The following is a 24,430-nucleotide window of genomic DNA, read 5'->3' as shown; positions in this document are numbered from 1 at the left end:
CTTTTAAACCAGCAAAAGATCGCGAGGCAAGCTCGCTCCTACAGGCGGTTGGCTTAGAGTAACAACGTCCACACCGCAAAACCGGTGTACCACAGCACCGCCGCCCGCAGCAGCAAGGCCCACAACGTGTCGAGGCTGGCGACGCCTTCCGGGCCGACTTGCGGCGCCGGGATTTCAGCAGCGGCACACCCGGCTTTGTTGATCAGTTGTTCTGCGCTGATGTCCCAGCTCAGCAGTTCGTGCAACATCACCCGGGTGACCGCAGCAAAGTTGCCCACCAGCGCAAAACTCGCCGCCAGCAAACGCACCGGCAACCAGTCAAAGGCATGCCGCAGTTGCTGGGCACGCTCAACCAGCTCAGGATTTTTACTGTGCTCCCCCGCCAGCGCCAGCAAGCGATAGCTCAGGGCCGCCACCGGGCCCAGCAGGAAGTACCAAAAAATCACTGCAAAAAAGCTCTGATACGCCTGCCACAGCAAATGGCTCTGGACTTTCTCAAGCAGCTGCTCGCCGCTGTCTGCACGCACGCCAATGTCGCGCTCGGCCACATGTGCACTGGCTTGCAGATCTCCGCGCCGCCAGGCATCGCGAACCGGTCCCAGCCCCGCGAGCAGGTCACCCCGGCCCAGGCTGTAAATCAGCACCAAAAGGTGCACCGGCAACACCAGCAAGCCATACGCCACCGGCTCCAGCACCCACAACAGCAGGCCCAGGACCAGCACCGGGAACAGAATCAGAATGGCCAGCACCCACCACGGCCTGCTCACCAGTTTGGGGCTGGCCTCCAGTTTGTGCAGTTCGCGCAACCAACCGCTATCACACTGCAAACGCTGGCGCAGCGCCGAGAACTTCTCGACCAGAATCGCCAGCAGTAACACCACAAAACTCATTGCTTATCTCCTGTGTGGCGCAACGCGTCACGAAAGCGCATCCATTCAAAAGCCGGGCCCGGGTCCGTTTTGCGCCCCGGTGCGATGTCACTGTGACCGCATATGCGCTGCGCCGTGATCGCCGGGTAGGCGGCTTGCAATTGCCGGGTCAAGGCTAGCAGTGACTCGTACTGCGCGTCGGTGAATGGCAGGTCATCGGTGCCTTCCAGCTCGATGCCCAAAGAAAAATCATTGCAGCCCTCACGCCCGTCGAAACATGAAATACCCGCGTGCCAGGCGCGATCAAGACACGAGACAAACTGAGTGATTTTGCCGTCACGTTCAATCAGAAAATGCGCACTGACCGTGAGCTTCTGGATGCCTTCAAAGTAGGGATGTTCAGTGAAGTCGAGTTGATTCTGGAAAAATTCCTGCACTTTCCCCGTACCGAACTGACCCGGCGGCAAGCTGATGTTGTGGATAACCAGCAGGGAGATCTCGCTCTCAGGGCGCGCATTGAAGTTGGGTGACGGGCAATGGCGCACGCCTTTGCACCAACCGCTTGCGGGGTCCAGCTGCATACAGGCTCCTCAACGACGCTAACGAAAGGCTCAGTATGCCGCGATGAACGCGGCGATGGGGAGCAATCTGCCTGCTGTGGATCAATGAGCGCTGTATTGCCCCAGGCTGCCAATCATTGATGCCAGGGCGCGGTCGAACAACGGGCGGTCATCCAGTAACGAAATCGTCCCGCTGCGCAGTTGGCCGATCAAGTCGATGCGACTCTTTTCCACCACTTTCACACCGCTGCGATTAACAAAAATGTGCCGACCTTCGGGCTCCATAATCGCAATCAGTTTGCAGCGCTGGCGGCAGGTCGGGTTGGTTTGCAGCTCGATCCAGGTGCCAATACGTAGCTGGCTGACCAGCAGCAAACCCAAGTGATCCTGCTCATCCAGCGCCGACGCCAGGCCAGCCTCCAACGGGCGCAACCTGCGTGCCTGTAACTGCTCGCGGGCACGGGTGCGGTGCTCAAGCTGCTCGACCAGCCCGCGTTCGGCGTGAGTAAAGCGCAAGAAGTCATGCAGCAACTCTTCCAGCAACTCGGGCGTGTCAACGCAGGGGCAACGCGCCAGTTGCTTCAACAGCTGTTCGATTTCGCGGTACAGCGGCTCGTTGCGCACGCCCACGCTGTCATCCCAGCCAACCGCCGCATCGGCCATCACGTTCAACAGGCTGCGGGCCGGATGGCTGTCGCTGCTGAAGAAGTGCGGATCGAGTTGAGCGATCTTGAGCATGGGCTCTTGCAACTGGCCCATGAGCTTTTTCAACGGCGGCGCGAGGTTGCGGTCCCTGCTTATATAGTCAAACAGCTTGCCGACCAACTGATTCACGTCTTCGCCCGCCACCACCGATTCGTGCTGGTGCCCGGCCTTGCTTGAGCTACAGCAGGCGATCCCGGTCGAGATCTCGGGCAGCACGCCCGTGGCCACCAGCAACTGGTTGGCATCGGCGTACAGGCGTGAGGTCTGGCTGAGCAGGTACTTTTCAAAGAGTTGCAACATGATCAGTTTGACCTTGAAATCAACGCCCTGATCGCGCTCAGCCTGCAAGAAGTACTCGCAGAGCATCGCTGGCCCCAACGGGTTGGTGTGCTCATTGAGCGTCACCCAGCTCAAGGTGTTGAGGCGCGTGGTCAAGTGGCACAGGTCGAGCTGATCCCGGGCCAGCACTTGGGTGACCATCGCATTGATCGCTTGATCACGTTCGCTGTCGATAATGACCAATGAAAAGGCGCTCTGTATCGGCACAGGGTCCTGTAAGGCGCTTTCACTGGTATCTGGCTGGGTCAATTTGAGGAAGGCGAAAAACAGTCGCTCAAGAAAGCCGCGTTCGATGTTTTTACGCTTGAGCCGCACGTCGCGCATGGCTTCAAAATACAGGCTTTGCTCGGCGTCACTGCGGGCCTTGTCGGCCATTGCAAACAGGGTTTCGTCGGCATTGTCGAACAGCACTTGCAGCTCGTATTTCAGTTGCTGGGCGGCCTTGTCATGCACCTGCAACAGGATCACAGGCAGGCGGGTAAGCGGCGAATGCATCGCCAACTCCGTAGAGGTCCTGTAGCCAGGCCCCACTTTCCCGTCATTTTGCATCCTGCCCTCCAGTAATGGTTTCTTCGCTGCCCCGTGAAATGCACGTGACTCATGGGTCACGCCTGACGCTCACAGACAGTTACCGGCAAGTGTTTACACACTCGCCGGCAGGTCGAAATCAGAACATCACTTAGTGCGTCAAAGCTATGACGCCAAATAGAAGGCGGATTATCGGTAAAAGAACTCGCTTGTACCAGTCACACTCGGCATTTCAATGAGCGAGCGGGCAAATTAATCCTGAAACTGCCAAAAGCCGCACAGTTAGGCGTGTTATTCCTGCGCTGCATGCGCCTTGGGTTCCGCAGCGGCATAGTCATATAATCGACGCACTTTGTTTGTGGAGCGCGTTATGCCGAATTTACATCTGGCCGACCTCACTGCCGAAATCGAAGCCAACGTGCGTCGTGCGTTAGCCGAAGACCTGGGCAGCGGCGACATCACTGCACGACTGATACCCGCCGAACGCCTGGCCAAAGCGACGATCATTACCCGCGAAGCAGCCGTGATCAGTGGCACCGCTTGGGTCGACACTGTGTTTCGCCAGCTTGACCCGCGGGTGGCCGTGCACTGGCAAGTGGTCGACGGCGAGCGCGTGAGCCCCAACCAAGTGTTGTTTCACCTCGAAGGCCCTGCCCGCTCGTTGCTCAGCGGTGAACGCAGCGCCCTGAACTTTCTGCAAATGTTGTCGGGCGTAGCGACCCACGCGCAGTCGTTGGCCGACAAAGTCGCTGACACTCAAGTCAAGCTGCTCGACACCCGCAAAACCTTGCCGGGCCTGCGTCTGGCGCAAAAGTACGCAGTGACCTGTGGCGGCTGCCATAACCACCGCATTGGCTTGTACGACGCCTTCCTGATCAAGGAAAACCACATTGCGGCCTGTGGCGGCATTGCCGAAGCCATTAACGCCGCGCACAAAATCGCGCCCGGCAAGCCGGTGGAAATCGAAGTCGAAAGCCTGAGCGAACTCAAGGAAGCGCTGGCGGCGGGTGCCGACATCATCATGCTCGACGAACTGAGCCTGGATGACATGCGCGAAGCCGTACGCATCAACGCGGGCCAGGCCAAGCTTGAAGCCAGCGGCGGGATCAACGACGCCACCTTGCGCCCGATTGCCGAAACCGGCGTGGACTACATCTCGATCGGTGCCATGACCAAAGATGTCAAAGCGGTGGACCTGTCGATGCGTTTAAGCATCTAACCACCCTCACCTGTGGAGCGAGCTTGCCTCACGATCTGTTGAATGTTTAAAAGATCGCGAGGCAAGCTCGCTCCTACAGTCATTACGCCAGCGAGAACCCTTGGCTGCGTTCTTCATGCTCAAGCAACCATTGCTTGGCCGCCAACCCGCCGCCAAAACCGGTCAGGGTGCCGTTGCTGCCGATCACCCGATGGCACGGGATGATGATCGGAATCGGGTTACGCCCATTGGCAGCCCCCACCGCCCGTGAGGCTTTGGGTCGCTGGATCTGCCGGGAAATCTGCCCGTAGCTGGTGGTCTTGGCGTACGCAATGGTGGTCAAGGCTTGCCACACCGACTGTTGAAACGCCGTACCCTGCGGTTTGAGGGGCAGCTCGAAGGTCAAGCGTTCACCCGCGAAATACTCGTCCAGCTGGCGGCGCACTTCGGCCAGTTTGTGCGGCGCATGCTCCCAGCCGTCCAGCGGCGTGTGCGGGCGGCGGTCCAGTTCAAAGCGGACTTCGCGAAGGCCTTCAGCGTCCGCCACCAAAAACAGCGGGCCAATCGGTGAAGGCATTTGGTCGTAATACACTTGGGTCATGTTGGCTCCTTGCGCGCCGCAGCCGAATCGGTGGCTGCACGCCATAAATACATCACTGAGTAAGCACGCCATGGGCGCCAGCTTTCGGCCAGGGTTTGCAACGCTTTGGTGCTCACCGGCTCGCCCAGCGGATTGGCCTCGCGGCGCAGGATCAAGTCCGCCGCCGGGAACGCATCCGGGTGTTTAAGCACGCGCATGGCGATGTAATGCGCAGTCCATTCGCCAATGCCCGGCAGTTGCACCCAGCGGTTGATAAAGTGCTGCAGCGGTTGTTCGAGGGCAAAATCGACTCGCCCGTCAAGCAAGGCGCGGGCAATGCCTTGAATGGTATTGATGCGGGCCTGGGTAATGCCCATTTGGTCCATGTCGGCGTCCGCCAATTGCTCGGGGCCGGGGAACAGCCGGTTCAAATCCGCCCCAGCAACCGGCTCAATCGCAATGCCGTAGCGCTGCACGATGCGACTGGCGAGTGTGCGCGCCGCAGCCACGCTGACCTGCTGCCCCAACACGGCGCGTACCGCCACCTCAAAACCGTCCCAACCACCCGGCAAACGCAAGCCGGGGTAACGCTCGATGACCGGCGCCAGCAGCGGGCTGGCACTCAAGGTTCGGGCGATGGCTAGCGGGTCGGCGTCGAGGTCAAACATGCGGCGAATTCGCGTGACCACACTGAGCATCTGGCTCGGCGGCACATTCAGTAGCTCCAGTTGCAATGCATGCTGTTCGCCGGGCCAGGCGCTGACCCGCAGCCAGCCCGGCGCCGCCGGATCGCCCATTACTCGCTGATAACTCTGTGCATCCACCTGCTCGATGCCCGGCAAAGCCCGGGTCTGCAAAAAGCCCAGCAACGCTTGAAAATCGTACGGCGGACGAAAGCCCAGACGCAGCACCAAAGCCTTGTCTGCACGGGGTTTAGGGCTGCGCCTGAACGCCCTTGGCTCGGCATGGTTGGCTTCGGCAAACGCGGCATTGAAACGGCGCAGGCTACGAAAACCCGATGCCATGGCCACTTCGGTAATCGACAGGTCGGTCTCGGTCAGCAGTTGTTTGGCGAACAGCAACCGCTGGGTGGCATGCACCGTCATCGGCGGCGCGCCTAAATGCTGGACGAACAAACGGCGCAATTGCCGGGCGCCAATGTGCATGCGCTCGGCCAGCGCCTCCAGCGAGTGGTCGGCCAGATAGCCTTCATTAATGAGCTTGAGCGCCCGCGCCACCAAATGCTCGCCGTGCAGCCACAACTGATTACCCGGCGCCAGCTCTGGCCGACAGCGCAAGCACGGGCGAAAACCTTGGGCCTGGGCGGCGGCAGCGCTGGGGTAATAGACCACATTCTCGGCTTTGGGCGGCCGCGCCGGGCATACCGGGCGGCAATAGATGCGCGTGCTGAGAACCGCGGTAAAAAACACCCCGTCAAACCGCGCATCGCGGCTTAAGCGGGCGATTTCACAGGCGGCGGTGCTGGGTGCGGGAAGGCTGTCTTGTGTGTTCATGAGCCGCAGAATAGCACCGGGTTTTTAGCGGTTCTCGCCATTTTCGGACGTCAATGTCTGGGCTGCCCCCCACAGAATTACCCGCTACTTGCACGCCCCCTTCTCCAGGCATGTACCGCTTTGGCTCCACACCAGTGTGCCGCCCGAGCTGCTCAGCGATGGGGTCATGACGCTGGTCCAGCCACCCGCTGCCTCGGTGCCGGTCATGGTGATCACGCCGTCAATCACGGTCATGCCAGCCGCCAGGTTGTCCGTCGGATCGGCCGGACCAGGAATGCCATGGCTGCCGGCATCGCAAACACTCAAGTCATTGCTCTCGCTGTAGCACAGGGCCACTGCCGTCTTGTACGTGTTGCTGATGGTGTTCAGTTCGGCGAAGCGGGCCTTCATGGTGTGCTCGTGGTAAGCCGGTAACGCGAACGAGGCGATCAAGCCGATGATCGCAACCACGATCATCATTTCGATCAGGGTGATGCCGAGTTGTTGTTGTTTCACAAAAAATCTCCAAACGTGGGACGCGGCCCAGCGGCCAAACGCCATAACCGTGCCAAGCCTGCAAAAAAGTGCGCACAGGCTATCAAGGTTAGCTGGCGGATGCTCCCTCACTGCATGGCAGACACCTTTGGACACGCTCCAGTGAGTCGCTCAGCGCCCGGCGCATCTAGCCTTCAGACTCACAGCCCAACAGGGCGAGCCACTCTTCAAGGATGGAAGCATGGCAACACAGCCAGTTAAAACCGGGGTGTACCGCTGGGAAGGCACGGACCTCAAAGGCACCCCTGTGAGCGGCGAAACCAGCGCCCAAAGCCTGGCCATGATCCGCGTTCAGCTACGCCGCCAAGGTATTACCGCAGGTAAAATCCGCCGTCATAGTGACCGCGAGCCGCGCAGGGGCAAATCGATCACTGCGCTGGATATCTCTCTGTTTACCCGCCAACTGGCCACGTTGATCAAAGCGGGCATCCCGCTGCTGCAGGCCCTTGAGATCATCGCCAAAGGCTTCGAGCACATGACCATGCGCCAATTGGTCAGCGAGCTGAAGCAGGACATCAGCGCGGGCACCAGCCTGGCCACGGCGCTGCGCAAAAAACCGGCGCAGTTCGATGCGCTGTTTTGCAATCTTGTCGACGCAGGCGAGCAGGCCGGTGCTCTGGATGTCGTGCTGCAACGGGTGGCGGCCTACAAAGAAAAAACCGAAGCCCTGAAAAAGAAAATCAAAAAGGCCATGACCTACCCCATCGCCGTGGTGCTGGTGGCACTGGTGGTCAGCGCCATTTTGTTGATAAAGGTGGTACCGCAGTTTCAAGGCGTGTTCAGTTCTTTTGATGCCCAACTGCCCACCTTCACCCTGGCGGTGATCGCTTTGTCCGAAATGCTGACGCAACACGGCGCGTGGCTGTTTGGCGGTGGCTGCCTGATTTTTTTCGCGCTTGGCCATCGCTATAAACGCTCTGAAGCCTTTCGCCAGCAGGTTGACCGAGGGCTGCTGAAACTGCCGGTCATCGGCAGCTTGCTGCGGTTGTCAGCCATCGCCCGCTTTGCCCGCACCTTGGCCACCACCCTGGCGGCCGGTGTTCCGCTGCTCGAGGCGTTGCGCGCCGTCGCTGGTGCAACGGGCAACCACGTGTACAAAGAGGCGGTGCTCAGGCTCCAGCAGCACGTGGCAACCGGTAGCCAGATTCATGTGGCCATGGGCGCGACGGGCGTGTTTCCGGGCATGGCGATTCAGATGACAGCAATTGGCGAAGAATCCGGCACATTGGATGACATGCTTAATCACGTCGCCACCTATTATGAGAGCGAGGTCGACAGTGTGGTCGACAACCTGACAACGTTGATGGAGCCGCTGATCATGACGGTTCTCGGCGTTTTGGTGGGCGGGCTGGTGATCGCCATGTATTTACCGATTTTCAAACTGGGCCATGTCATTTGAGCACGATCGATGTTTTCACCCTGTCTCCCGGCGCCTTTATCGCCTGCGCCCTGGTGCTTGGCCTGCTGGTGGGCAGCTTTATCAATGTGCTGGCGTGGCGGCTGCCCAAGATGCTGGAGCAGGACTGGCAGGCGCAGGCCCGCGAACTGCTTGGCCTGCCTGCCCCGGCCAAAGGCCCTGTGTATAACTTGATGCTGCCACGCTCGCATTGCCCGCACTGCCAACACCCTTTGCGCGTCCGGGAGAACATTCCGCTGCTGAGTTACCTGGTGCTGCGCGGCAAATGCTCGCAGTGCAAAACTGCCATCAGCCCGCGTTACCCCCTCACTGAGCTGATCTGCGCAGTGTTGTCGGGCGTGGTCGCATGGCACTTCGGGCTGAGCCCGCAGGCTGGTTGGATGCTGCTATTGACCTGGGGCCTGCTGGGTATTTGCCTGATCGATCTCAACCATCAAATTGTCCCGGACGTGCTGGTGTTGCCACTGCTGTGGCTGGGTTTGCTGCTTAACACCTTCGAGATCTTTACCAGCCTGACCCAAGCCGTTTGGGGCTCAGCGCTGGGGTATCTGAGCCTGTGGTCGATTTTTTGGCTGTTCAAGCTGCTCACCGGCAAGGACGGCATGGGCTATGGCGATTTCAAGTTGCTGGCACTGTTCGGGGCCTGGGGCGGCATGGCGATTCTACCGCTGACGATTGTGCTGTCATCGCTGCTGGGCGCGATGGTGGGGCTGGTGCTGCTGGCTTTGCGCCGGGCGCAGACCTCAACGCCCATCCCGTTTGCACCGTATCTGGCAATTGCTGGCTGGATTGCATTGCTCTGGGGTGGTCAAATGGCCGACTTCTATTGGCAGATTTCGGTTTGAAATGAATACCCCCTCTTCCAAACCCTGGATTCTCGGCCTCACCGGCGGTATCGGCAGCGGCAAAAGTGCCGCCGCCGAGCACTTTGCCTCGTTGGGCGTGCACGTAGTGGACGCCGATCATGCGGCGCGCTGGGTGGTCGAGCCCGGGCGCCCGGCACTGGCCGAAATCGCTAAACACTTTGGCGATGACGTGCTGCAGGCCGATGGGCAGCTCAATCGCAGCGCGCTGCGCAGCCTGATCTTCAGCGACCCGCAGGAGCGCCAGTGGCTCGAAGCCCTGCTGCACCCGCTGGTGCGTGAAGAGATCGCACAAAACCTGGCCCAGGCCCAATCGCCCTACGCCATATTGGTGTCGCCGCTGTTGATTGAGGCCGGGCAACACAAGACCACTCAACGCGTATTGGTGATCGACGCCCCGCAAGCCCTGCAAATTCAGCGCACGTTGTTGCGCGACAACACCAGCGAAGAGCAAGTGCAGGCTATCCTCAAGGCCCAAGCCAGCCGCGAAGAGCGCCTGCGCCATGCTGATGACGTGCTGGTCAACGACACTGACCTCAAGGCGCTCAAGTCCGAAGTTGAGCGCTTGCATCACTTTTATTTAACTCTGCATGGAGGCCAACCATGACCAAACCCCCAATGACCGTAGACTGCCCGACGTGTGGCGTCGCAGTGCAATGGACAACCACCAATGCCTTCCGGCCGTTCTGTTCGGACCGTTGCAAACTCATCGACCTGGGCGCCTGGGCCAGCGAAGAACACAAGATCCCGGTAGCCCCGGACGCTGAAGACGAGTTGTTTTCAGAAGATTTGCCAACACGTCTGCATTAATCGTGAAGCCTGTGGGGGTGCAATTGAACGTTCCACCCCCACACTTTCAGTTACACCTGTTTCAAGGCTAAGCTGCGTGCATGGACGACTCTGATTACTTGCGCCTGCTTACGAGTCAGGCCGAACAAGCCAATGCTTTTTTATCCAATGCCCGCAAATGGGAGCGTGAGCGTTGGGTATGCCAACGGCTGCTTCAGGGCTTGAATATTGCCTACCACACCGAGGACTTCACTCAAGCCAGCCAGGAACCGCCCGACGTGTTATTTGGTGAGGCGCGTTTTGAAGTGTTTTTTGTGCTCGATGAAGGCCGCCGTCTCAACGATGAATGGCGCGAAGAACTCCAGCGCCGTCGCAGCGCTTACTCCTTGAGCCAACTGGTGCGCCGCGAAGCACGGCCCAAGCGGATCCCGGCCAGCAAGCTGCTGCAACGTCTGGCCCCCACGCTGCACAAAAAAGCCAAGAACTACCAAGAGCGCGACATCGACTTGGGCCAATTGGATATCGTCGCTTTTTCCAGCCTCAAACGTGAGGTGCTGGACCTGAACAGTCATTTCCCGCCGCCCACCGAGTATTTGCGCCAGGGCTGGCGCTCGCTTTCACTGGTGGGGCCGACCTTTGCCCGAGTATTGTTCGCCCAACCGGATGCGCCAGATTTTCTGCGCAACAATCTGGGCCGTAGCATTATTTTCGATGTCGGGATCAGTTTGTGAGCCCAAAGCGGTTAATTGAAAACACCCTCGTTCGTCTACACGACAAACTGAGAGTCGAGCCGTTGAGCTGCAACCGTTATGCTGGCTTTGATCCTGATGGCGCTAATGCTGTAGCTTTGTCACACCCTGCAACGTCTATCTGACGGGGCACTCTTTATGCCTGGTCCCATAACCCAGATGACCCGTTGCACACCGAATTCCAGGTTGTCCCGCGCTTTGAGCTGCTTTGCGCTCGCCCGGATAACCCGCGCACCGATTTTTTTAAGCCTTGTGAGTGATACCTATGACCCATCGTATTGTTATCGTCGGCGGCGGCGCTGGCGGTCTGGAGTTGGCGACCCGCCTGGGCAAGAGCCTGGGCAAGCGCGGCAAAGCCAGCGTCACGCTGGTGGATGCCAACCTGACCCATATCTGGAAACCGCTGCTGCATGAAGTCGCTGCCGGCTCGCTGAACTCATCGGAAGACGAACTCAACTATGTAGCCCAAGCCAAATGGAATCACTTCGAATTCCAGCTGGGGCGCATGAGCGGGTTGGACCGTGAGCTGAAAAAGATCTCATTGTCGGCGACCCTCGACGAAAACGGGCAAGAGCTGGTGCCTGCGCGCGAGTTGAACTACGACACGCTGGTGATTGCCGTGGGCAGTACCACCAACGATTTCGGCACCAAGGGCGCGGCTGAACACTGTCTGTTTCTGGATACCCGCAAGCAGGCCGAGCGCTTCCATCAGCAATTGCTCAACCACTATCTGCGCGCCCATGCCGGACAAACAGATGCGGTCGAAACCATCAGCGTGGCCATTGTCGGTGCCGGTGCGACCGGGGTCGAACTGGCCGCCGAACTGCATAACGCGGCGCACGAACTGGCGGCATACGGCCTGGACCGCATCAAACCTGAAAACATGCACATCACCCTGATCGAAGCCGGGCCACGGGTGTTGCCTGCATTGCCTGAGCGCATTGGCGGGCCTGTGCATAAAACCCTGGAGAAACTTGGGGTCAAGGTGCTGACCAACTCGGCCGTCAGCGAAGTGACCGCGGACAGTTTGGTGACCGCCGATGGGCAAGTGATTCCTGCGAGCCTGAAAGTCTGGGCCGCCGGTATTCGTGCGCCGGGCTTTCTCAAGGATTTGGCGGGGCTTGAGACCAACCGCATCAACCAATTGGTAGTGCTGCCGACCCTGCAAACCACTCGCGACGAGAACATTTTCGCCTTTGGTGATTGCGCAGCCTGCCCGCAACCGGGCACCGACAAGATGGTGCCACCGCGCGCGCAAGCAGCTCACCAGCAGGCTTCGTTGCTGGCCAAATCGCTGAAGCTGCGCCTGGAAGGAAAAACGCAATTACCGGACTACCACTACCGCGATTACGGCTCGTTGATCTCGCTGTCGAGTTTTTCGGCGGTGGGTAACTTGATGGGCAGCCTGATGGGCACCGTGATGCTGGAAGGCTGGTTGGCGCGGATGTTCTACATTTCGCTGTACCGCATGCACCAGATGGCGCTGTATGGCACGTTCCGTACGTTGATGCTGATGCTGGGCAGCAGAATCGGACGCGGCACTGAGCCGCGCCTGAAACTGCATTAACCGTAGCCGCTGACGAGGCACGAGGCGCGGCCTCATGCCTGGACAGCGACCACAGGTTTCAACGCCCTGCGTGGTTCCCCGCTTCCGCCTCACGGCCTTTAAAGCCGTGAGGTTTGTGGTCTTCAAAAAACTTCACGTTGCGCGCAAAGTCTTCCAGCAGCAGCTTGGCCATGTCGATCGACAGGCCTTGTCTGACCAGAATCCGCTGCACCACGACGTCTTCAACATTCGCCGGCAGGCTGTACGCGGGCACCAGCCAGCCACGAATACGCAAACGGTCAGCCAGGTCATACAGGGTGTAATTGGTGTCAGCGCCCGGCTTCAAACGCCAGGTCAGTGCCGGGATCCCGAGCTTGGGGTCGCCACTGAAGAGCATTTCAAACGGCCCGATCTTGACCAGTTCACGTGCCAGGTACTGCGCCGTTGCATAGCATTCCGAGTGAATACGCTCGTAGCCCTCACGCCCCAGACGCAAGAAGTTGTAGTACTGGGAAATAATCTGCCCGGCCGGGCGAGAGAAGTTCAGGGCGAAGGTCGGCATGTCGCCGCCCAGGTAGTTCACGTGGAAGATCAACCCTTCTGGCAGGTCTTGCGCATCGCGCCAGACCACCCAGCCTGCTCCCAATGGCGCCAGGCCGAATTTGTGGCCTGAGGTGCTGATGGATTTGACCCGTGCAACACGGAAATCCCACAGCACTTCAGGTGCACAGAACGGGGCCAAGAATGCACCGCTGGCGCCGTCGACGTGAATATCAACGCTCAGGCCGGTGCGTTTTTCCAGCTCGTCGAGGGCGTCTGACAGTGGCTGGACCGTCTCGTACAGGCCGGTAAAGGTTTGACCGAACGTCGGCACCAACACGATGGTGTTCTCATCGACCCGGCCGTCGAGGTCTTCCGGGGTCATGAACCAGTGGCCTTCGGACATCGGCACTTCGCGGATTTCTACGTCCCAATAACGGGCGAATTTATGCCAGCACACCTGCACCGGCCCGCAGACCATGTTCGGGTTAGCCGTCGATTTGCCAGCAGCTTTACGTGCAGCACGCCAGCGCCACAGCGCAGCCAGGCCGCCGAGCATGCAAGCTTCGCTGGAACCCACGGTGGAGGTGCCCAAGGTGCTCGCCGCATCAGGGGAATGCCACAAGTCGGCCAGCATATGGATGCAACGGCTCTCAAGCTCCGCCGATTGCGGGTACTCGTCTTTGTCGATCATGTTTTTGTCGATCGACAGGTCCATCAGCCGGTGAACTTCATCTTCTGCCCAGGTTTGGCAGAACGTGGCGAGGTTCTGTCGGGAGTTGCCGTCCAGATACAACTCGTCGTGGACCAGCTGGAAAACCTCGCTTGCGACCTGCTCCGACTCCGGGAAGCGCTTGATCGCAGCGGCATGATCCAAAGTCGATGAACCAAAAATAGGGTCAGTCGCAGAGTGACGCTTGACGCGGTGCAGTGCCATGAAAACTCTCCTTGAGTAATAAGCAACACAACTGAACCTACCGCTTGCCACCGGCTCAGCATCGACCCATGCAGCTTAGCCAAGCATTTGGAGTTTGCTGTCCGATTTACGATCAACGCTTTTTTTCCGATCTATAGTCTTCGTTCCTGTACTGAACTCACGGAGCGAGCGTAATGAAGCGAAAAGTCACGACTGCCGACGCCACCGTCACACAGGCCCTGGAGGAAGCCTTGAAACGCTTCGCCAGCAATCACCACGGTAAAAACGCCAGCTACATCCCCTATCTGGCGTCTGTCCCTTCGCAGTTGTTCGGCATCAGCATCATGTTCTGCGACGGCACCCATGCCGAGGTCGGAGACACCGATTACGAGTTCGCCATCGAGTCGATCTCCAAAGTCTTCACCCTCGCCCATGTGCTCGACGAATTCAGCCCGCAAACGTTGCGCAGCAAGATTGGCTGTGACCCGACCGGCGAGCCGTTCAACTCGGTGGTCGCGCTGGAATTGCACAAAGGCCGACCGCTCAACCCGTTTGTCAACGCCGGCGCCATGGCCACCGTCAGCTTGATCAAGGCCGAAAATCCGCAAGTGCGCTGGGAGAAAATCCAGGCCACTTACAACGCCTTTGCCGGGCGCGAGTTAAGCGTCAACGAAGAGGTGTACAAGTCCGAAGCCGCCAGCAATCAGCACAATCGCGGCATTGCCTGGTTGCTGCAAAGTTATGGCTACATGTACGCAGACCCGATGGAAGTTTGCGCCGTGTATACCCGCCAATGTTCGGTGTCGATCACCTGCCAGGACCTGGTCACGATGGGCGTGACCCTGGCCAATGGCGGGGTTAATCCGCTCACCGGAAAACGCGTGGTAGAGGCCAAAAACGTAGCGCCGATTCTGTCCGAAATGACCTTAAATGGCCTTTATGACACCACGGGCGACTGGTACTACAAAGTCGGTTTACCCGGCAAAAGCGGTGTTGGCGGCGGGATTCTGGCCGTTGTACCCGGGGTGTGCGCCATCGCCGCCTTTGCCCCGCCACTGGATGTAGCAGGCAACAGCGTTCGCGGCCAATTGGCCGCTGAATATCTCAGCCGCACGCTCAACCTGAGCTTGCTGCACTGATCAGGAAGATTAAGGGAGGCGCAAATGGCTACGACCAGCAAAGCAAAAACTTACATGTCATGGCTCACCATCTGTTTCATGATGGTGGCCGCTGTTGCCAGTATCCGTTCACTACCGACCATGGCTGTTTATGGCCTGGGCTCGATTTTTCTGTATGTGATTCCGGCCCTGTTGTTCTTCATCCCCGTGTCACTGGTGGCCTCGGAACTGGGCACCGGCTGGAACGGCGGCATTTACGGCTGGGTGAGGCAGGCGTACGGCGACCGTCCGGGCTTTTTCATCATGTGGTTCATGTGGGTACAGGTGGTGGTGTGGTACCCCATCGTGCTCGGATTTGCGGCCAGTACTATGGCTTACTTGATCAACCCGGACCTGGCTAAAAGCGGGGTGTTCACGGCGGCGGTGATCATCGTGTTGTATTGGTTATCAACGTTTGTCGCGCTTAACGGCTTGGGTGCGCTGTCCAAACTCACATCCTGGTTCATGCTGCTGGGCACGGCCCTGCCTGCTGCCGTGCTGGTATTGCTGGGCGTGGCCTGGCTGGTACTAGGGCACAAGTCTGCGGCGCCATTAACTCTGGATGCGCTGATCCCGGCCATTTTCGACACCACCACGGTTAAGGCGGGCCCACACAACCTGCACTCCGACTTGTGGCGCGAGTTCACCGGAGTGATTACCGGCCTGGTGTTGATTGTGAGTAACTTTTTGGCGTTTGCCGGTATCGAAATGAACGCCATCCACGCCCGCGAATTGCGCAATCCGCAAAAAGAAATGCCGCGTGCGATTCTTTTGGCCTTCTTTATGATCCTGCTGGTGTTCATCCCACCGACCGTGGCGATTTCGCTGGTCGTACCGGCTGACTCAACCAGCCTCACGGCCGGTGTGATTCAGGCCTATGCCGCTTTCTTTGCAGGGTTCAACATGCCGTGGGCGACGCCGATCATGGCGATTTTGCTGATTATCGGTGCGTTGGGCGGGGTATTGGCCTGGACGGCGGGGCCTTCGACGGGTCTGTTGTTTGTGGGCAAGGCCGGGATGCTCCCGCCCGTACTGCAAGAAGTGAACAAAAAAGGCGTGCAGAAAAATATTTTGTATCTGCAGGCCGTAATCGTCACGTTGCTCTCAACGATTTACATCTTTATCGACAACGTGTCCGATGCGTTCTGGATGATCAGTGCGATGGCGGCGCTGATGTACCTGATTATTTATGTGTTTATGTTCCTGTCCGCCATGAAGCTGCGTAAAACCCAGCCCAACGTTAAACGCGGCTATGTCCTTAAAGGGCTGCATGGCTGGTGTTATTTGGGGTTGTTCTCGACGTGTGTGGCGCTGGTGTTCGGCTTTATCCCGCCGAATAACTTCAGCAGCATGCCGTTTTTCGAGTACGCAGGGGTCTTGTTGATCGGGCTGGTGATTGCTGGCGTGCCGCCGTTCATCTTCTATGCGGTGCGTAAGCCGTCATGGCAGATGGTGCCAAAAGCCGAAGCCGATCAATATTCAGCGGCCTTGCAAGATCTGCAGGACGCCGACGCCAAGGCCGCGAAGGCTTGATGGGCCTGTAGTCGCTGCCGAAGGCTGCGATAAGGCCCGAAGGGCCTTCGGTTTAAAACGGGACCGCTATGCGGTCCATCGCAGCCTGCGGCAGCGGCTACACGGTCGCGAAGGGCGGGGGTTTCTACAGGTATAAAAAAAGCGTCCCGAAGGACGCTTTTTTTATGGCCTCTGATGCGATTGGCATCAGTGCCTGATTTTTCACACCCATTACTGCCGGGCAGAAAATGGTCGGGGTAAGGGGATTCGAACTCCTGACATCCTGCTCCCAAAGCAGGCGCGCTACCGGACTGCGCTATACCCCGGTAAAAAAAAGGCACCTTCAAGAGGCGCCTTCTGCGATCAGCGCTTTTGGCCTCTGATCTTAAGATCTAGCTCCAGCGAACTGGAGCCAAAAATGGTGGGTCGTGTGGGATTCGAACCTACGACCAATTGGTTAAAAGCCAACTGCTCTACCAACTGAGCTAACGACCCAAAAATGGTCGGGGTAAGGGGATTCGAACTCCTGACATCCTGCTCCCAAAGCAGGCGCGCTACCGGACTGCGCTATACCCCGGCTTGAAACTGGCTCCACGACCTGGACTCGAACCAGGGACCCAATGATTAACAGTCATTTGCTCTACCAACTGAGCTATCGCGGAACTATTTGTTTCAATTTACAACGTTACTGCTTTACATCTTTGCAGCTCTCTTTGACTTCATCGCATCGCTGCGTTGGCGTCTCTGAGGCGGGCCATTTTACAACCTTTCAAACCCTTGTCAACCCTTTTTTTTCCTTAGAAGACAATGATTTAGGTCTTCTAATGGGCTTCTCGGTTTGGGCCAAGTTGCCGTTGCGGGTGACTTACTGCGGGGCGCATCTTACAAGCGTTTTCCTTACAGATCAACACCCTAAGTAAAAAAAGGCCTCACTCAGTGAGGCCTTCCTTAAAACACGGGCCTTGAGCCTTATGCGAAGACGATTTCGTCGTCTTTCACACTGGCCACTACCGTGGTGCCTGGCAAGAACTGACCCGAAAGAATCAGTTGTGCCAGCGGGTTTTCGATCCAGCGCTGGATCGCACGTTTGAGTGGCCGTGCGCCATACACCGGGTCGTAACCTACAGCGATCAACTTGTCCAAGGCATCCTGGTTCAGTTCCAGCGTCAGGTCACGCTCAGCCAGACGGCTGCGCAGACGACCCAGCTGGATCTCGGCAATGCCCGCGATCTGATCACGTGCCAGAGGCTCGAAGATCACCACTTCGTCGATCCGGTTCACAAACTCCGGACGGAAGTGCGTACTCACCGCATCCATCACCGCAGCCCGTTGTGCTTCACGATCACCGACCAGTTCCTGGATCTGTGCAGAGCCCAGGTTGGAGGTCATCACGATCACCGTGTTGCGGAAATCCACCGTACGGCCATGGCTGTCAGTCAGGCGACCGTCTTCAAGCACTTGCAGCAGCACGTTGAACACATCCGGGTGCGCCTTCTCGACTTCGTCCAGCAGCACCACCGAGTAAGGCTTGCGCCGTACCGCTTCGGTCAGGTAACCGCCTTCTTCGTAACCCACATACCCTGGTGGCGCACCGATCAGTCGGGCCACGGAATGTTTCTCCATGAACTCGGACATGTCGATCCGTACCATTGCCTCTTCAGTATCAAAGAGGAACTCGGCCAGCGCCTTGCACAACTCGGTTTTACCGACACCGGTTGGGCCCAGGAACATGAACGAGCCGCTTGGACGGTTCGGGTCACTCAAGCCAGCCCGCGAACGACGTACCGCGTTCGCCACGGCCACCACGGCCTCGTCCTGACCAATCACGCGCTCATGCAACAGGTTTTCCATGTTCATGAGTTTTTCGCGCTCGCCTTCGAGCATTTTCGACACGGGGATACCGGTCCACTTCGAGACGACTTCAGCAATTTCTTCTTCGGTCACTTTGCTGCGCAGCAACTGGTTCTCAGTCTGGCTGCTGTGCTCGTCGACCATTTGCAGGCTGCGTTCCAGGTCGGGAATGATCCCGTACTGCAACTCGGCCATGCGACTGAGGTTGCCACCGCGGCGTGCCACTTCCAGCTCTTGGCGAGCCTGCTCGATTTTCTGCTGGATCTGGGCAGAGCCCTGCACTTCGGCTTTTTCCGAGGTCCAGATTTCTTCCAGGTCAGAATACTCACGCTCATGGCGCTCGATTTCTTCCTGCAGTTTCTCGAGACGTTTTTTCGCCGCCTCATCTTCTTCTTTCTTCAGCGCCTGGGCTTCAACCTTTAGTTGAATCAAGCGGCGCTCAAGACGGTCCAGCACTTCGGGCTTGGAGTCGATCTCCATGCGAATGCGGCTGGCCGCTTCGTCCATCAGGTCGATCGCCTTGTCAGGCAACTGCCGATCAGTGATGTAGCGATGGCTGAGTTTGACCGCCGCAATGATCGCACCGTCGGTGATCGCCACCTTGTGGTGCACTTCATAGCGCTCTTTCAGCCCCCGCAGAATCGCGATGGTGTCTTCTTCACTGGGCTCATCGACCAGCACTTTCTGGAAGCGACGCTCAAGCGCTGCGTCCTTCTCTATATATTGGCGGTACTCGTTGAGCGTGGTCGCACCGACGCAATGCAGCTCGCCCCGGGCCAACGCTGGCTTGAGCATGTTGCCCGCATCCATGGCGCCCTCGCCTTTACCGGCACCGACCATGACGTGCAGTTCGTCGATAAACAGAATGACTTGCCCTTCCTGTTTCGACAGCTCGTTGAGCACTGCTTTCAGACGCTCTTCAAACTCGCCACGGAACTTGGCACCGGCAATCAGTGCACCGATGTCCAGCGACAGCAGGCGTTTGCCTTTAAGACCATCCGGCACTTCGCCATTGATGATCCGCTGCGCCAAACCTTCGGCAATTGCGGTTTTACCGACGCCAGGCTCACCGATCAGTACCGGGTTGTTTTTGGTCCGGCGTTGCAAGACCTGAATGGTGCGACGGATCTCATCGTCACGGCCAATCACCGGGTCGAGCTTGCCGTCTTCCGCACGCTTGGTCAGGTCGATGGTGTATTTATCCAGCGCCTGACGCGACTCTTCAGCGTTTGGATCGTTGACCGCTTCGCCGCCACGCAGGTTATTGATGGCGTTTTCCAGGGCTTTTTTGGTTACGCCCTGGCTCAGCAACAATTTACCCAACTTGTTGTTGTCGTCCATCGCGGCCAGCACGACCAGCTCGCTGGTGATGTACTGATCGCCTTTTTGCTGCGCCAGACGATCTGCCTGATTCAACAGACGCGCCAAGTCCTGCGACATATTCACGTCGCCGGTTGGATTCTGAATTTTTGGCAGTTGGTCGAGCTCTTTGGTCAGCTCTTTACGCAGGCTGTTTACATCAAAACCGACTTGCATCAGCAGCGGCTTGATCGAACCGCCCTGCTGTTCCAACAAAGCTTGCATCAAGTGCACAGGCTCAATAGCCGGATGGTCATGACCAACGGCCAATGACTGGGCATCGGACAACGCCAATTGCAACTTGCTGGTTAATCTATCTATACGCATTCGTCACCTTCCTTATGAGCAGGCCGGAGGGATGGAAACTCCTGAATGAAGAAACCTGCCAGATACCTTAGTAGATGCGGGCGGTTTCGAGAGTTTCAAGCGTATAGAAAATGATGTACGTCAACTGGCAGGCGCTTCGATCCAGACCAGTGAGGCGAAACGGCCAGTGCGAGAGCTGCGCCGGTAGGAGAAAAAACGTGGGTCGGTGACGGTGCAGAAACCGCCGCCATACACCGCCGTAATGCCGCAGCGGGCCAGACGCAAGCGCGCCAGCTCATAGATGTCGGCCATGTAGCGGCCTTCATTGATGCTCGGAACAAAAGCCGCAGCGGCGTCGGGCAGGTCTTTTACAAAGGCCTCACGCACTTCGCCGCCGACCTCAAAAGCCTTGGGGCCGATGGCCGGGCCAAGCCAGACCAGTATGTCCTGAGGCTTAACATCGAGGCTTTGCGCCGCCGCTTCAAGCACACCGGCTGCCAGCCCGCGCCAACCGGCATGGGCCGCAGCGACGCGAGTGCCTGCGCGATCACAGAACAAGGCAGGCAAACAGTCAGCCGTCATTACCGTACAGGCAATGCCGGGGGTGGCTGTCCAGCTAGCATCGGCCTCTGCGATCTGGCCGGGGGTGGCAGGCGCAACGACAACCCCGTGAACCTGGCTAAGCCAAGCGGGCTGTACGTCAAAAATATGGGTCAAGCGATGGCGGTTATGTGCAACGGCGACGGGGTCGTCGCCCACATGGTCGCCCAGATTGAAGCTGTCGAACGGCGCCACACTCACGCCGCCCGCACGGGTGGTCACACAGGCCCTGACGCCTGCCGGCGCGGGCCAGTCAGGAATCAGGAAGGTGTTCATCCGATAAAAGCCTCACGGTCTTGCTTAAGCAGGGTCAGCAACCAGGTAAAGTCGTCCGGCAATGGCGATTCCCAGCTCATGCGTACACCGCTCGTCGGATGATCCAACTCGAGGAAACGCGCATGCAGGGCCTGGCGCGGGAAGTTTTTAAGCGATTCGACCATGTTCACATTCGCTGCCGGCGGGATACGGAAGCGACCGCCATAGGCAGGGTCTCCGACCAACGGGAAGTTAATGTGTGCCATGTGTACACGAATCTGGTGCGTGCGACCGGTTTCGAGCTTGACCCGCACATGGGTGTGGGAACGGAAACGCTCAAGCACACGGTAATGACTCACCGCCTGCTTGCCGCCTTCCATCACCGCCATGCGCTGGCGTTGCTGGCCGTGACGGCCGATGGGCGCGTTGATCTTGCCCCCGGCGGTGACGACACCGATCACGATGCACTCATAAATACGGCTGACACTGCGGCTCTGCAACTGTGCAACCAGTTGTGTCTGCGCCTGGATAGTCTTGGCGACCACCATCAGACCGGTGGTGTCTTTGTCGAGGCGATGCACGATCCCCGCACGCGGCACATTCACAATGTCCGGCACGTGGTGCAGCAAGGCGTTGAGCAACGTACCGTCGGCGTGACCGGCAGCCGGGTGCACCACCAGGCCCGCAGGCTTGTTGATCACCAGAATGTCATCGTCTTCGTAAACGATATCCAGAGGGATGTCTTGGGCGACCCATTCACCCTGTGCTTCCTGCTCGGCAGTCAGCTCCAGGATGGCACCCCCGTGGACGATATCACGAGGGCGTATGACGGCTCCGTCCACTGTAAGGCGGCCGTCTTTGATCCAGGCGGAAAGGCGCGAGCGCGAGTGCTCAGCGAATAATTGTGCGGCGACTTGATCGAGGCGTTGGCCACCCAGTTCGGACGGCACCTCTTCGCGAAGTTGAATTTTCTCGGACATGCTCATCAGGACCGCGCCAAGCCTTTGGTTTCGGCTGCGCGCTTGTGGTTAAATACGGCGTCTTTTGCCCCGAGGCTTTTCACGGGGCGCTCATCATAACAGGACGGACCCGCCCAAGACAGCGGCCGTCATAGGGACGCAAGCCGCCATGCAAGTGAAACACCTGCTGCTGATCGCCATCCTCGCACTGACCGCCGCTTGCTCGTCGACAAAAGAAGTCGTTGACGAAAACTTGAGCGAAGTCGAGTTGTACCAGCAGGCGCAGGCCGACCTGGACAACAACAGCTATACCAGTGCCACCGCCAAGCTGAAGGCTTTAGAGTCGCGCTACCCGTTCGGCCGTTATGCCGACCAGGCACAGCTCGAACTGATCTACGCCTACTATAAAAACTCCGAACCGGAAGCAGCCAAGTCCGCTGCCGAGCGTTTTATTCGCCTGCATCCGCAGCATCCAAACGTCGACTACGCCTACTACCTCAAGGGCCTGACCTCGTTTGACCAGGACGTTGGCCTGCTGGCGCGCTTCCTGCCGCTGGACATGACCAAGCGTGACCCGGGCGCTGCACGCGACTCCTACAACGAGTTCGCCCAGCTCACCAGCCGTTTCCCGAACAGCCGTTATGCTCCTGACGCCAAGCAACGCATGATTTACCTGCGTAACCTGCTGGCGGCATACGAAATCCACGTGGCCGACTACTACCTGACTCGTCAGGCTTATGTCGCAGCTGCCAACCGTGGCCGTTATGTGGTTGAGAACTTCCAGGAAACCCCTTCGGTCGGTGACGGCCTGGCGGTGATGGTTGAGTCTTACCAGCGCATGCACCTCGACCAACTGGCTGCCACCAGCCTTGAAGTGCTCAAGGACAACTACCCGAACCACCCAAGCCTGGTGAACGGCGAGTTTGTGCCGCAGGTTTCCGAGTCTGACAACCGTTCGTGGTTGAGCAAGGCCACTCTGGGCCTGATCGAGTCGTCGACACCGCTGCCTCCGGGTGAAACCCGCGCCAACCTCGACATCCAGAAGCAATACCAGGATGCCAAGGACGCGATTCCGTCGGAACTCAAAGCCAAAGACGCTGATGGCAACATCATCGAAGACCCGGAAGACACCAGCAAAAGCCGCTCGTGGTTCAGCTACATGACCTTTGGTCTGTTCGACTGATTGTTCGGCAATTAAAAAAGAGCCTTTCGAGGCTCTTTTTTTGTCTATGATTTGCCGCTGTGCGCCCGCCAAGTCCTTGGCTAAACTGGCTGACCTTTTCTCGAATAGCGGATAACCATGCTTCGTTTACTGATCTGGGCTGCTCTGATTGCGGCTGGCGTGTGGTTCTGGCGCAAATACAAAGCCAGCCTCCAGGCGCCTAAAAAACCGGCCGACCCGGGCGCACAACCGATGGTGCGTTGCGCCCACTGCGGCGTGCACCTGCCCCGCGATCGCGCCCTGAGCAAACAGCAGCAATGGTTCTGCTCGCAAGAGCACCTGCAGCAAGGGCCACAAGCCCCCCGCTAAAGCCAAAAGCTCGCTCCAATGGTGGTCACACCCTTGTAGGAGCGAGCTTGCCTCGCGATCTTTTGATCTTGGTTTTACGACTGCTGCGCAGCCGGACGTAGCCTCGCAAGGCTCGTCAACGGCTACGGGTTGGTGTGCTTTAAATCCGCCCGGTCGGCGCATACGGCGCCGGGTCGATAATCGGCTCACGGCCCAGCAGCAGGTCGGCAAACAACTGACACGACGCTGGCGCCAGCACCAGGCCGTTACGGTAGTGCCCGCAGTTAAGCCATAACCCGTCAAACCCTGACACCCGGCCAATGTACGGAATGCCTTCGGGCGAGCCCGGTCGCAGGCCTGCCCAATGCCCAACCAACTCGGCGTCAGCCAGCGCAGGAATCAGTTCAACAGCCGAAGCCTTAAGGCTTTCAAGCGCTACGTCAGTTGGCGTTTTATCAAAGCCTTCGTGTTCGAGCGTACTGCCAATCAGGATATGCCCATCCCGGCGCGGGATCGCATAACGGCCTTTTGCCAAGACCATGCTCGACAGCAGATCAGGCGCGCACTTGTACAAGATCATCTGCCCTTTTACCGGCTCTACTGGCAGCTCCAGGCCCAAAAGGCCCAGCAACTCGCCGCTCCAGGCACCCGCTGACAACACCACGTGGTCGCCGCGAATCTCACCCTGCGCGGTGTTCACACCGGCAATGGTGCTGCCCTCACGGATAAACCCCTGAACTTCACAGTGCTCATGGATCGTCACGTTCGCCATGGCGAGCAGCGCCGCTTTCAGTGACTTCACCAGCCGCGGGTTACGAACGTTCGCCACATCCGCCATGTAAATCGCCCGCGAGTAACCACCGCCCAGCACGGACACGGCCTGTTCAACTGCCGGAATCTCAACAGCGCTCAAAGGACGACCTTCACGCTGCGCCCACGCCAGCGCTTGCTCTTCGTCTTCAAGGTCTAGCCAGTACAAACCGGTGGTGTGGACTTCTGGATCAACACCGGTGGTGGTGAACAGCCGGTCGGCCAGTTGTGGATAAAAGTCCTGAGACCAATGTGCCAACGCCGTGACGGCCGGGTTGTAGCGCCAAGGGTACAGCGGCGAGACAATCCCGCCGCCCGCCCATGAAGACTCTTGCCCGACGCCACTGCGATCCAGCAAAACCACGTGTTCAACCTCCGCCGCCAGGTTAAACGCCGTCAGAAGCCCGATCACGCCACCGCCTACAATCACCACTCGTTGCTGCTTAGCCATCTATCCACTCAGC

22 protein-coding genes and 4 tRNA genes are annotated in these 24,430 nt (G+C 58.6%); 11 read left to right on the top strand and 15 right to left on the bottom strand.

Going from position 1 to position 24,430, the window contains the following annotated elements; all coding sequences use genetic code 11:
• Positions 1-53 precede the first annotated feature (53 nt).
• From ampE to QMX84_RS14945, 3 genes are all read right to left on the bottom strand, one after another.
• Positions 54-890: a regulatory signaling modulator protein AmpE gene (ampE, locus tag QMX84_RS14955; protein WP_262126646.1), complete on the bottom strand. Its 837-nt coding sequence runs from the start codon at positions 888-890 to the stop codon at positions 54-56.
• The gene (gene ampD, locus QMX84_RS14950) at positions 887-1,450 is read right to left on the bottom strand and encodes a 1,6-anhydro-N-acetylmuramyl-L-alanine amidase AmpD (protein WP_282364157.1); all 564 of its coding nucleotides are present in this window, start codon (positions 1,448-1,450) and stop codon (positions 887-889) included. Before ampD ends, ampE begins: the two co-directional genes overlap by 4 nt.
• Positions 1,451-1,531: 81 nt before the next feature.
• Positions 1,532-3,022, bottom strand: a complete 1,491-nt coding sequence (locus QMX84_RS14945) for a DUF1631 family protein (RefSeq protein ID WP_282364156.1) — start codon at positions 3,020-3,022, stop codon at positions 1,532-1,534.
• Between the two features lie 349 nt (positions 3,023-3,371).
• On the opposite strand from QMX84_RS14945, the gene nadC reads away from it, so the two are divergent.
• The gene (gene nadC / locus QMX84_RS14940) at positions 3,372-4,220 is read left to right on the top strand and encodes a carboxylating nicotinate-nucleotide diphosphorylase (protein WP_048367315.1); all 849 of its coding nucleotides are present in this window, start codon (positions 3,372-3,374) and stop codon (positions 4,218-4,220) included.
• An 82-nt stretch (positions 4,221-4,302) separates the two neighbouring features.
• Here the strand turns inward: nadC and QMX84_RS14935 are convergent, their stop codons facing one another.
• The 3 genes from QMX84_RS14935 to QMX84_RS14925 form a co-directional block, all read right to left on the bottom strand.
• Positions 4,303-4,800, bottom strand: a complete 498-nt coding sequence (locus QMX84_RS14935) for a methylated-DNA--[protein]-cysteine S-methyltransferase (RefSeq protein WP_282364155.1) — start codon at positions 4,798-4,800, stop codon at positions 4,303-4,305.
• Complete coding sequence (locus QMX84_RS14930) at positions 4,797-6,293, bottom strand: DNA-3-methyladenine glycosylase 2 (protein WP_282364154.1); 1,497 nt, start codon at positions 6,291-6,293, stop codon at positions 4,797-4,799. Before QMX84_RS14930 ends, QMX84_RS14935 begins: the two co-directional genes overlap by 4 nt.
• Before the next feature lie 84 nt (positions 6,294-6,377).
• The gene (locus QMX84_RS14925) at positions 6,378-6,788 is read right to left on the bottom strand and encodes a prepilin-type N-terminal cleavage/methylation domain-containing protein (RefSeq protein ID WP_241486629.1); all 411 of its coding nucleotides are present in this window, start codon (positions 6,786-6,788) and stop codon (positions 6,378-6,380) included.
• Between the two features lie 220 nt (positions 6,789-7,008).
• Here QMX84_RS14925 and QMX84_RS14920 point away from each other — a divergent pair, with 220 nt between their 5' ends.
• The 6 genes from QMX84_RS14920 to QMX84_RS14895 all read left to right on the top strand — a co-directional run bounded on the left by QMX84_RS14920 (position 7,009) and on the right by QMX84_RS14895 (position 12,212).
• Positions 7,009-8,226 carry a type II secretion system F family protein gene (locus tag QMX84_RS14920; protein ID WP_282364153.1) on the top strand — a complete coding sequence of 406 codons (1,218 nt, stop codon included), beginning with the start codon at positions 7,009-7,011 and terminating at the stop codon, positions 8,224-8,226.
• Positions 8,223-9,089, top strand: coding sequence for an A24 family peptidase (locus QMX84_RS14915; protein ID WP_282364152.1), 867 nt, complete (start codon positions 8,223-8,225; stop codon positions 9,087-9,089). Before QMX84_RS14920 ends, QMX84_RS14915 begins: the two co-directional genes overlap by 4 nt.
• A 1-nt stretch (position 9,090) precedes the next feature.
• Complete coding sequence (gene coaE / locus QMX84_RS14910) at positions 9,091-9,714, top strand: dephospho-CoA kinase (protein WP_282364151.1); 624 nt, start codon at positions 9,091-9,093, stop codon at positions 9,712-9,714.
• Positions 9,711-9,917, top strand: a complete 207-nt coding sequence (gene yacG / locus QMX84_RS14905; RefSeq protein ID WP_048367331.1) for a DNA gyrase inhibitor YacG — start codon at positions 9,711-9,713, stop codon at positions 9,915-9,917. Before coaE ends, yacG begins: the two co-directional genes overlap by 4 nt.
• Before the next feature lie 80 nt (positions 9,918-9,997).
• Positions 9,998-10,627, top strand: a complete 630-nt coding sequence (locus QMX84_RS14900; RefSeq protein ID WP_282364150.1) for a DUF1780 domain-containing protein — start codon at positions 9,998-10,000, stop codon at positions 10,625-10,627.
• Positions 10,628-10,910: 283 nt separating this feature from the next.
• Positions 10,911-12,212, top strand: a complete 1,302-nt coding sequence (locus QMX84_RS14895; protein ID WP_262126655.1) for an NAD(P)/FAD-dependent oxidoreductase — start codon at positions 10,911-10,913, stop codon at positions 12,210-12,212.
• A gap of 58 nt (positions 12,213-12,270) precedes the next feature.
• Here QMX84_RS14895 and QMX84_RS14890 read toward each other — a convergent pair whose 3' ends face one another.
• Complete coding sequence (locus QMX84_RS14890) at positions 12,271-13,668, bottom strand: glutamate decarboxylase (RefSeq protein WP_282364149.1); 1,398 nt, start codon at positions 13,666-13,668, stop codon at positions 12,271-12,273.
• 173 nt (positions 13,669-13,841) lie between these two features.
• Between QMX84_RS14890 and glsA the strand changes: the two genes are divergently transcribed.
• Both glsA and QMX84_RS14880 read left to right on the top strand, forming a co-directional pair.
• Positions 13,842-14,786, top strand: a complete 945-nt coding sequence (gene glsA / locus QMX84_RS14885; RefSeq protein WP_262126656.1) for a glutaminase A — start codon at positions 13,842-13,844, stop codon at positions 14,784-14,786.
• Positions 14,787-14,810: 24 nt separating this feature from the next.
• Complete coding sequence (locus QMX84_RS14880; protein ID WP_282364148.1) at positions 14,811-16,337, top strand: amino acid permease; 1,527 nt, start codon at positions 14,811-14,813, stop codon at positions 16,335-16,337.
• Positions 16,338-16,565: 228 nt separating this feature from the next.
• Here QMX84_RS14880 and QMX84_RS14875 read toward each other — a convergent pair.
• The 7 genes from QMX84_RS14875 to rluD all read right to left on the bottom strand — a co-directional run bounded on the left by QMX84_RS14875 (position 16,566) and on the right by rluD (position 21,667).
• Positions 16,566-16,642 (bottom strand) — tRNA-Pro (locus tag QMX84_RS14875).
• Positions 16,643-16,735: 93 nt separating this feature from the next.
• Positions 16,736-16,811: transfer RNA gene (locus QMX84_RS14870), tRNA-Lys, on the bottom strand.
• Positions 16,812-16,816: 5 nt separating this feature from the next.
• Positions 16,817-16,893: transfer RNA gene (locus tag QMX84_RS14865), tRNA-Pro, on the bottom strand.
• A gap of 9 nt (positions 16,894-16,902) precedes the next feature.
• Positions 16,903-16,978: transfer RNA gene (locus QMX84_RS14860), tRNA-Asn, on the bottom strand.
• Between the two features lie 307 nt (positions 16,979-17,285).
• Positions 17,286-19,853 (bottom strand): ATP-dependent chaperone ClpB, encoded by a 2,568-nt coding sequence (gene clpB / locus QMX84_RS14855; RefSeq protein WP_282364147.1) that lies wholly within the window; start codon positions 19,851-19,853, stop codon positions 17,286-17,288.
• 120 nt (positions 19,854-19,973) lie between these two features.
• Positions 19,974-20,708, bottom strand: coding sequence for a peptidoglycan editing factor PgeF (gene pgeF / locus QMX84_RS14850; RefSeq protein ID WP_282364146.1), 735 nt, complete (start codon positions 20,706-20,708; stop codon positions 19,974-19,976).
• Positions 20,705-21,667, bottom strand: coding sequence for a 23S rRNA pseudouridine(1911/1915/1917) synthase RluD (gene rluD, locus QMX84_RS14845; RefSeq protein WP_048367800.1), 963 nt, complete (start codon positions 21,665-21,667; stop codon positions 20,705-20,707). Before rluD ends, pgeF begins: the two co-directional genes overlap by 4 nt.
• Before the next feature lie 148 nt (positions 21,668-21,815).
• Between rluD and QMX84_RS14840 the strand changes: the two genes are divergently transcribed.
• Positions 21,816-22,829 carry an outer membrane protein assembly factor BamD gene (locus tag QMX84_RS14840; RefSeq protein WP_048367350.1) on the top strand — a complete coding sequence of 338 codons (1,014 nt, stop codon included), beginning with the start codon at positions 21,816-21,818 and terminating at the stop codon, positions 22,827-22,829.
• Positions 22,830-22,946: 117 nt separating this feature from the next.
• Positions 22,947-23,177, top strand: coding sequence for a PP0621 family protein (locus tag QMX84_RS14835; RefSeq protein ID WP_048367351.1), 231 nt, complete (start codon positions 22,947-22,949; stop codon positions 23,175-23,177).
• Positions 23,178-23,316: 139 nt separating this feature from the next.
• Here QMX84_RS14835 and thiO read toward each other — a convergent pair whose 3' ends face one another.
• On the bottom strand, positions 23,317-24,417 hold the full coding sequence (gene thiO / locus QMX84_RS14830) for a glycine oxidase ThiO (RefSeq protein WP_282364145.1): 1,101 nt from the start codon (positions 24,415-24,417) through the stop codon (positions 23,317-23,319).
• Positions 24,418-24,430 lie beyond the last annotated feature (13 nt).

The organism is Pseudomonas sp. PS01297 (assembly GCF_029959305.1).
In the GTDB taxonomy this organism is placed as follows: domain Bacteria; phylum Pseudomonadota; class Gammaproteobacteria; order Pseudomonadales; family Pseudomonadaceae; genus Aquipseudomonas; species Aquipseudomonas helleri.
The sequence above is the reverse complement of the archived record's forward strand: the minus strand, read 5'-3'. Positions and strand labels throughout refer to the sequence as shown.

Coding starts and splice junctions, on each gene's coding strand:
- ampE (WP_262126646.1), bottom strand. CDS start 890: ATGAGTTTTGTGGTGTTACTGCTGGCGATTCTGGTCGAGAAGTTCTCG.
- clpB (WP_282364147.1), bottom strand. CDS start 19,853: ATGCGTATAGATAGATTAACCAGCAAGTTGCAATTGGCGTTGTCCGAT.
- QMX84_RS14880 (WP_282364148.1), top strand. CDS start 14,811: ATGGCTACGACCAGCAAAGCAAAAACTTACATGTCATGGCTCACCATC.
- QMX84_RS14930 (WP_282364154.1), bottom strand. CDS start 6,293: ATGAACACACAAGACAGCCTTCCCGCACCCAGCACCGCCGCCTGTGAA.
- glsA (WP_262126656.1), top strand. CDS start 13,842: ATGAAGCGAAAAGTCACGACTGCCGACGCCACCGTCACACAGGCCCTG.
- ampD (WP_282364157.1), bottom strand. CDS start 1,450: ATGCAGCTGGACCCCGCAAGCGGTTGGTGCAAAGGCGTGCGCCATTGC.
- QMX84_RS14835 (WP_048367351.1), top strand. CDS start 22,947: ATGCTTCGTTTACTGATCTGGGCTGCTCTGATTGCGGCTGGCGTGTGG.
- yacG (WP_048367331.1), top strand. CDS start 9,711: ATGACCAAACCCCCAATGACCGTAGACTGCCCGACGTGTGGCGTCGCA.
- QMX84_RS14895 (WP_262126655.1), top strand. CDS start 10,911: ATGACCCATCGTATTGTTATCGTCGGCGGCGGCGCTGGCGGTCTGGAG.
- thiO (WP_282364145.1), bottom strand. CDS start 24,417: ATGGCTAAGCAGCAACGAGTGGTGATTGTAGGCGGTGGCGTGATCGGG.
- QMX84_RS14945 (WP_282364156.1), bottom strand. CDS start 3,022: ATGCAAAATGACGGGAAAGTGGGGCCTGGCTACAGGACCTCTACGGAG.
- QMX84_RS14840 (WP_048367350.1), top strand. CDS start 21,816: ATGCAAGTGAAACACCTGCTGCTGATCGCCATCCTCGCACTGACCGCC.
- rluD (WP_048367800.1), bottom strand. CDS start 21,667: ATGTCCGAGAAAATTCAACTTCGCGAAGAGGTGCCGTCCGAACTGGGT.
- QMX84_RS14935 (WP_282364155.1), bottom strand. CDS start 4,800: ATGACCCAAGTGTATTACGACCAAATGCCTTCACCGATTGGCCCGCTG.
- QMX84_RS14920 (WP_282364153.1), top strand. CDS start 7,009: ATGGCAACACAGCCAGTTAAAACCGGGGTGTACCGCTGGGAAGGCACG.
- coaE (WP_282364151.1), top strand. CDS start 9,091: ATGAATACCCCCTCTTCCAAACCCTGGATTCTCGGCCTCACCGGCGGT.
- QMX84_RS14890 (WP_282364149.1), bottom strand. CDS start 13,668: ATGGCACTGCACCGCGTCAAGCGTCACTCTGCGACTGACCCTATTTTT.
- nadC (WP_048367315.1), top strand. CDS start 3,372: ATGCCGAATTTACATCTGGCCGACCTCACTGCCGAAATCGAAGCCAAC.
- QMX84_RS14900 (WP_282364150.1), top strand. CDS start 9,998: ATGGACGACTCTGATTACTTGCGCCTGCTTACGAGTCAGGCCGAACAA.
- pgeF (WP_282364146.1), bottom strand. CDS start 20,708: ATGAACACCTTCCTGATTCCTGACTGGCCCGCGCCGGCAGGCGTCAGG.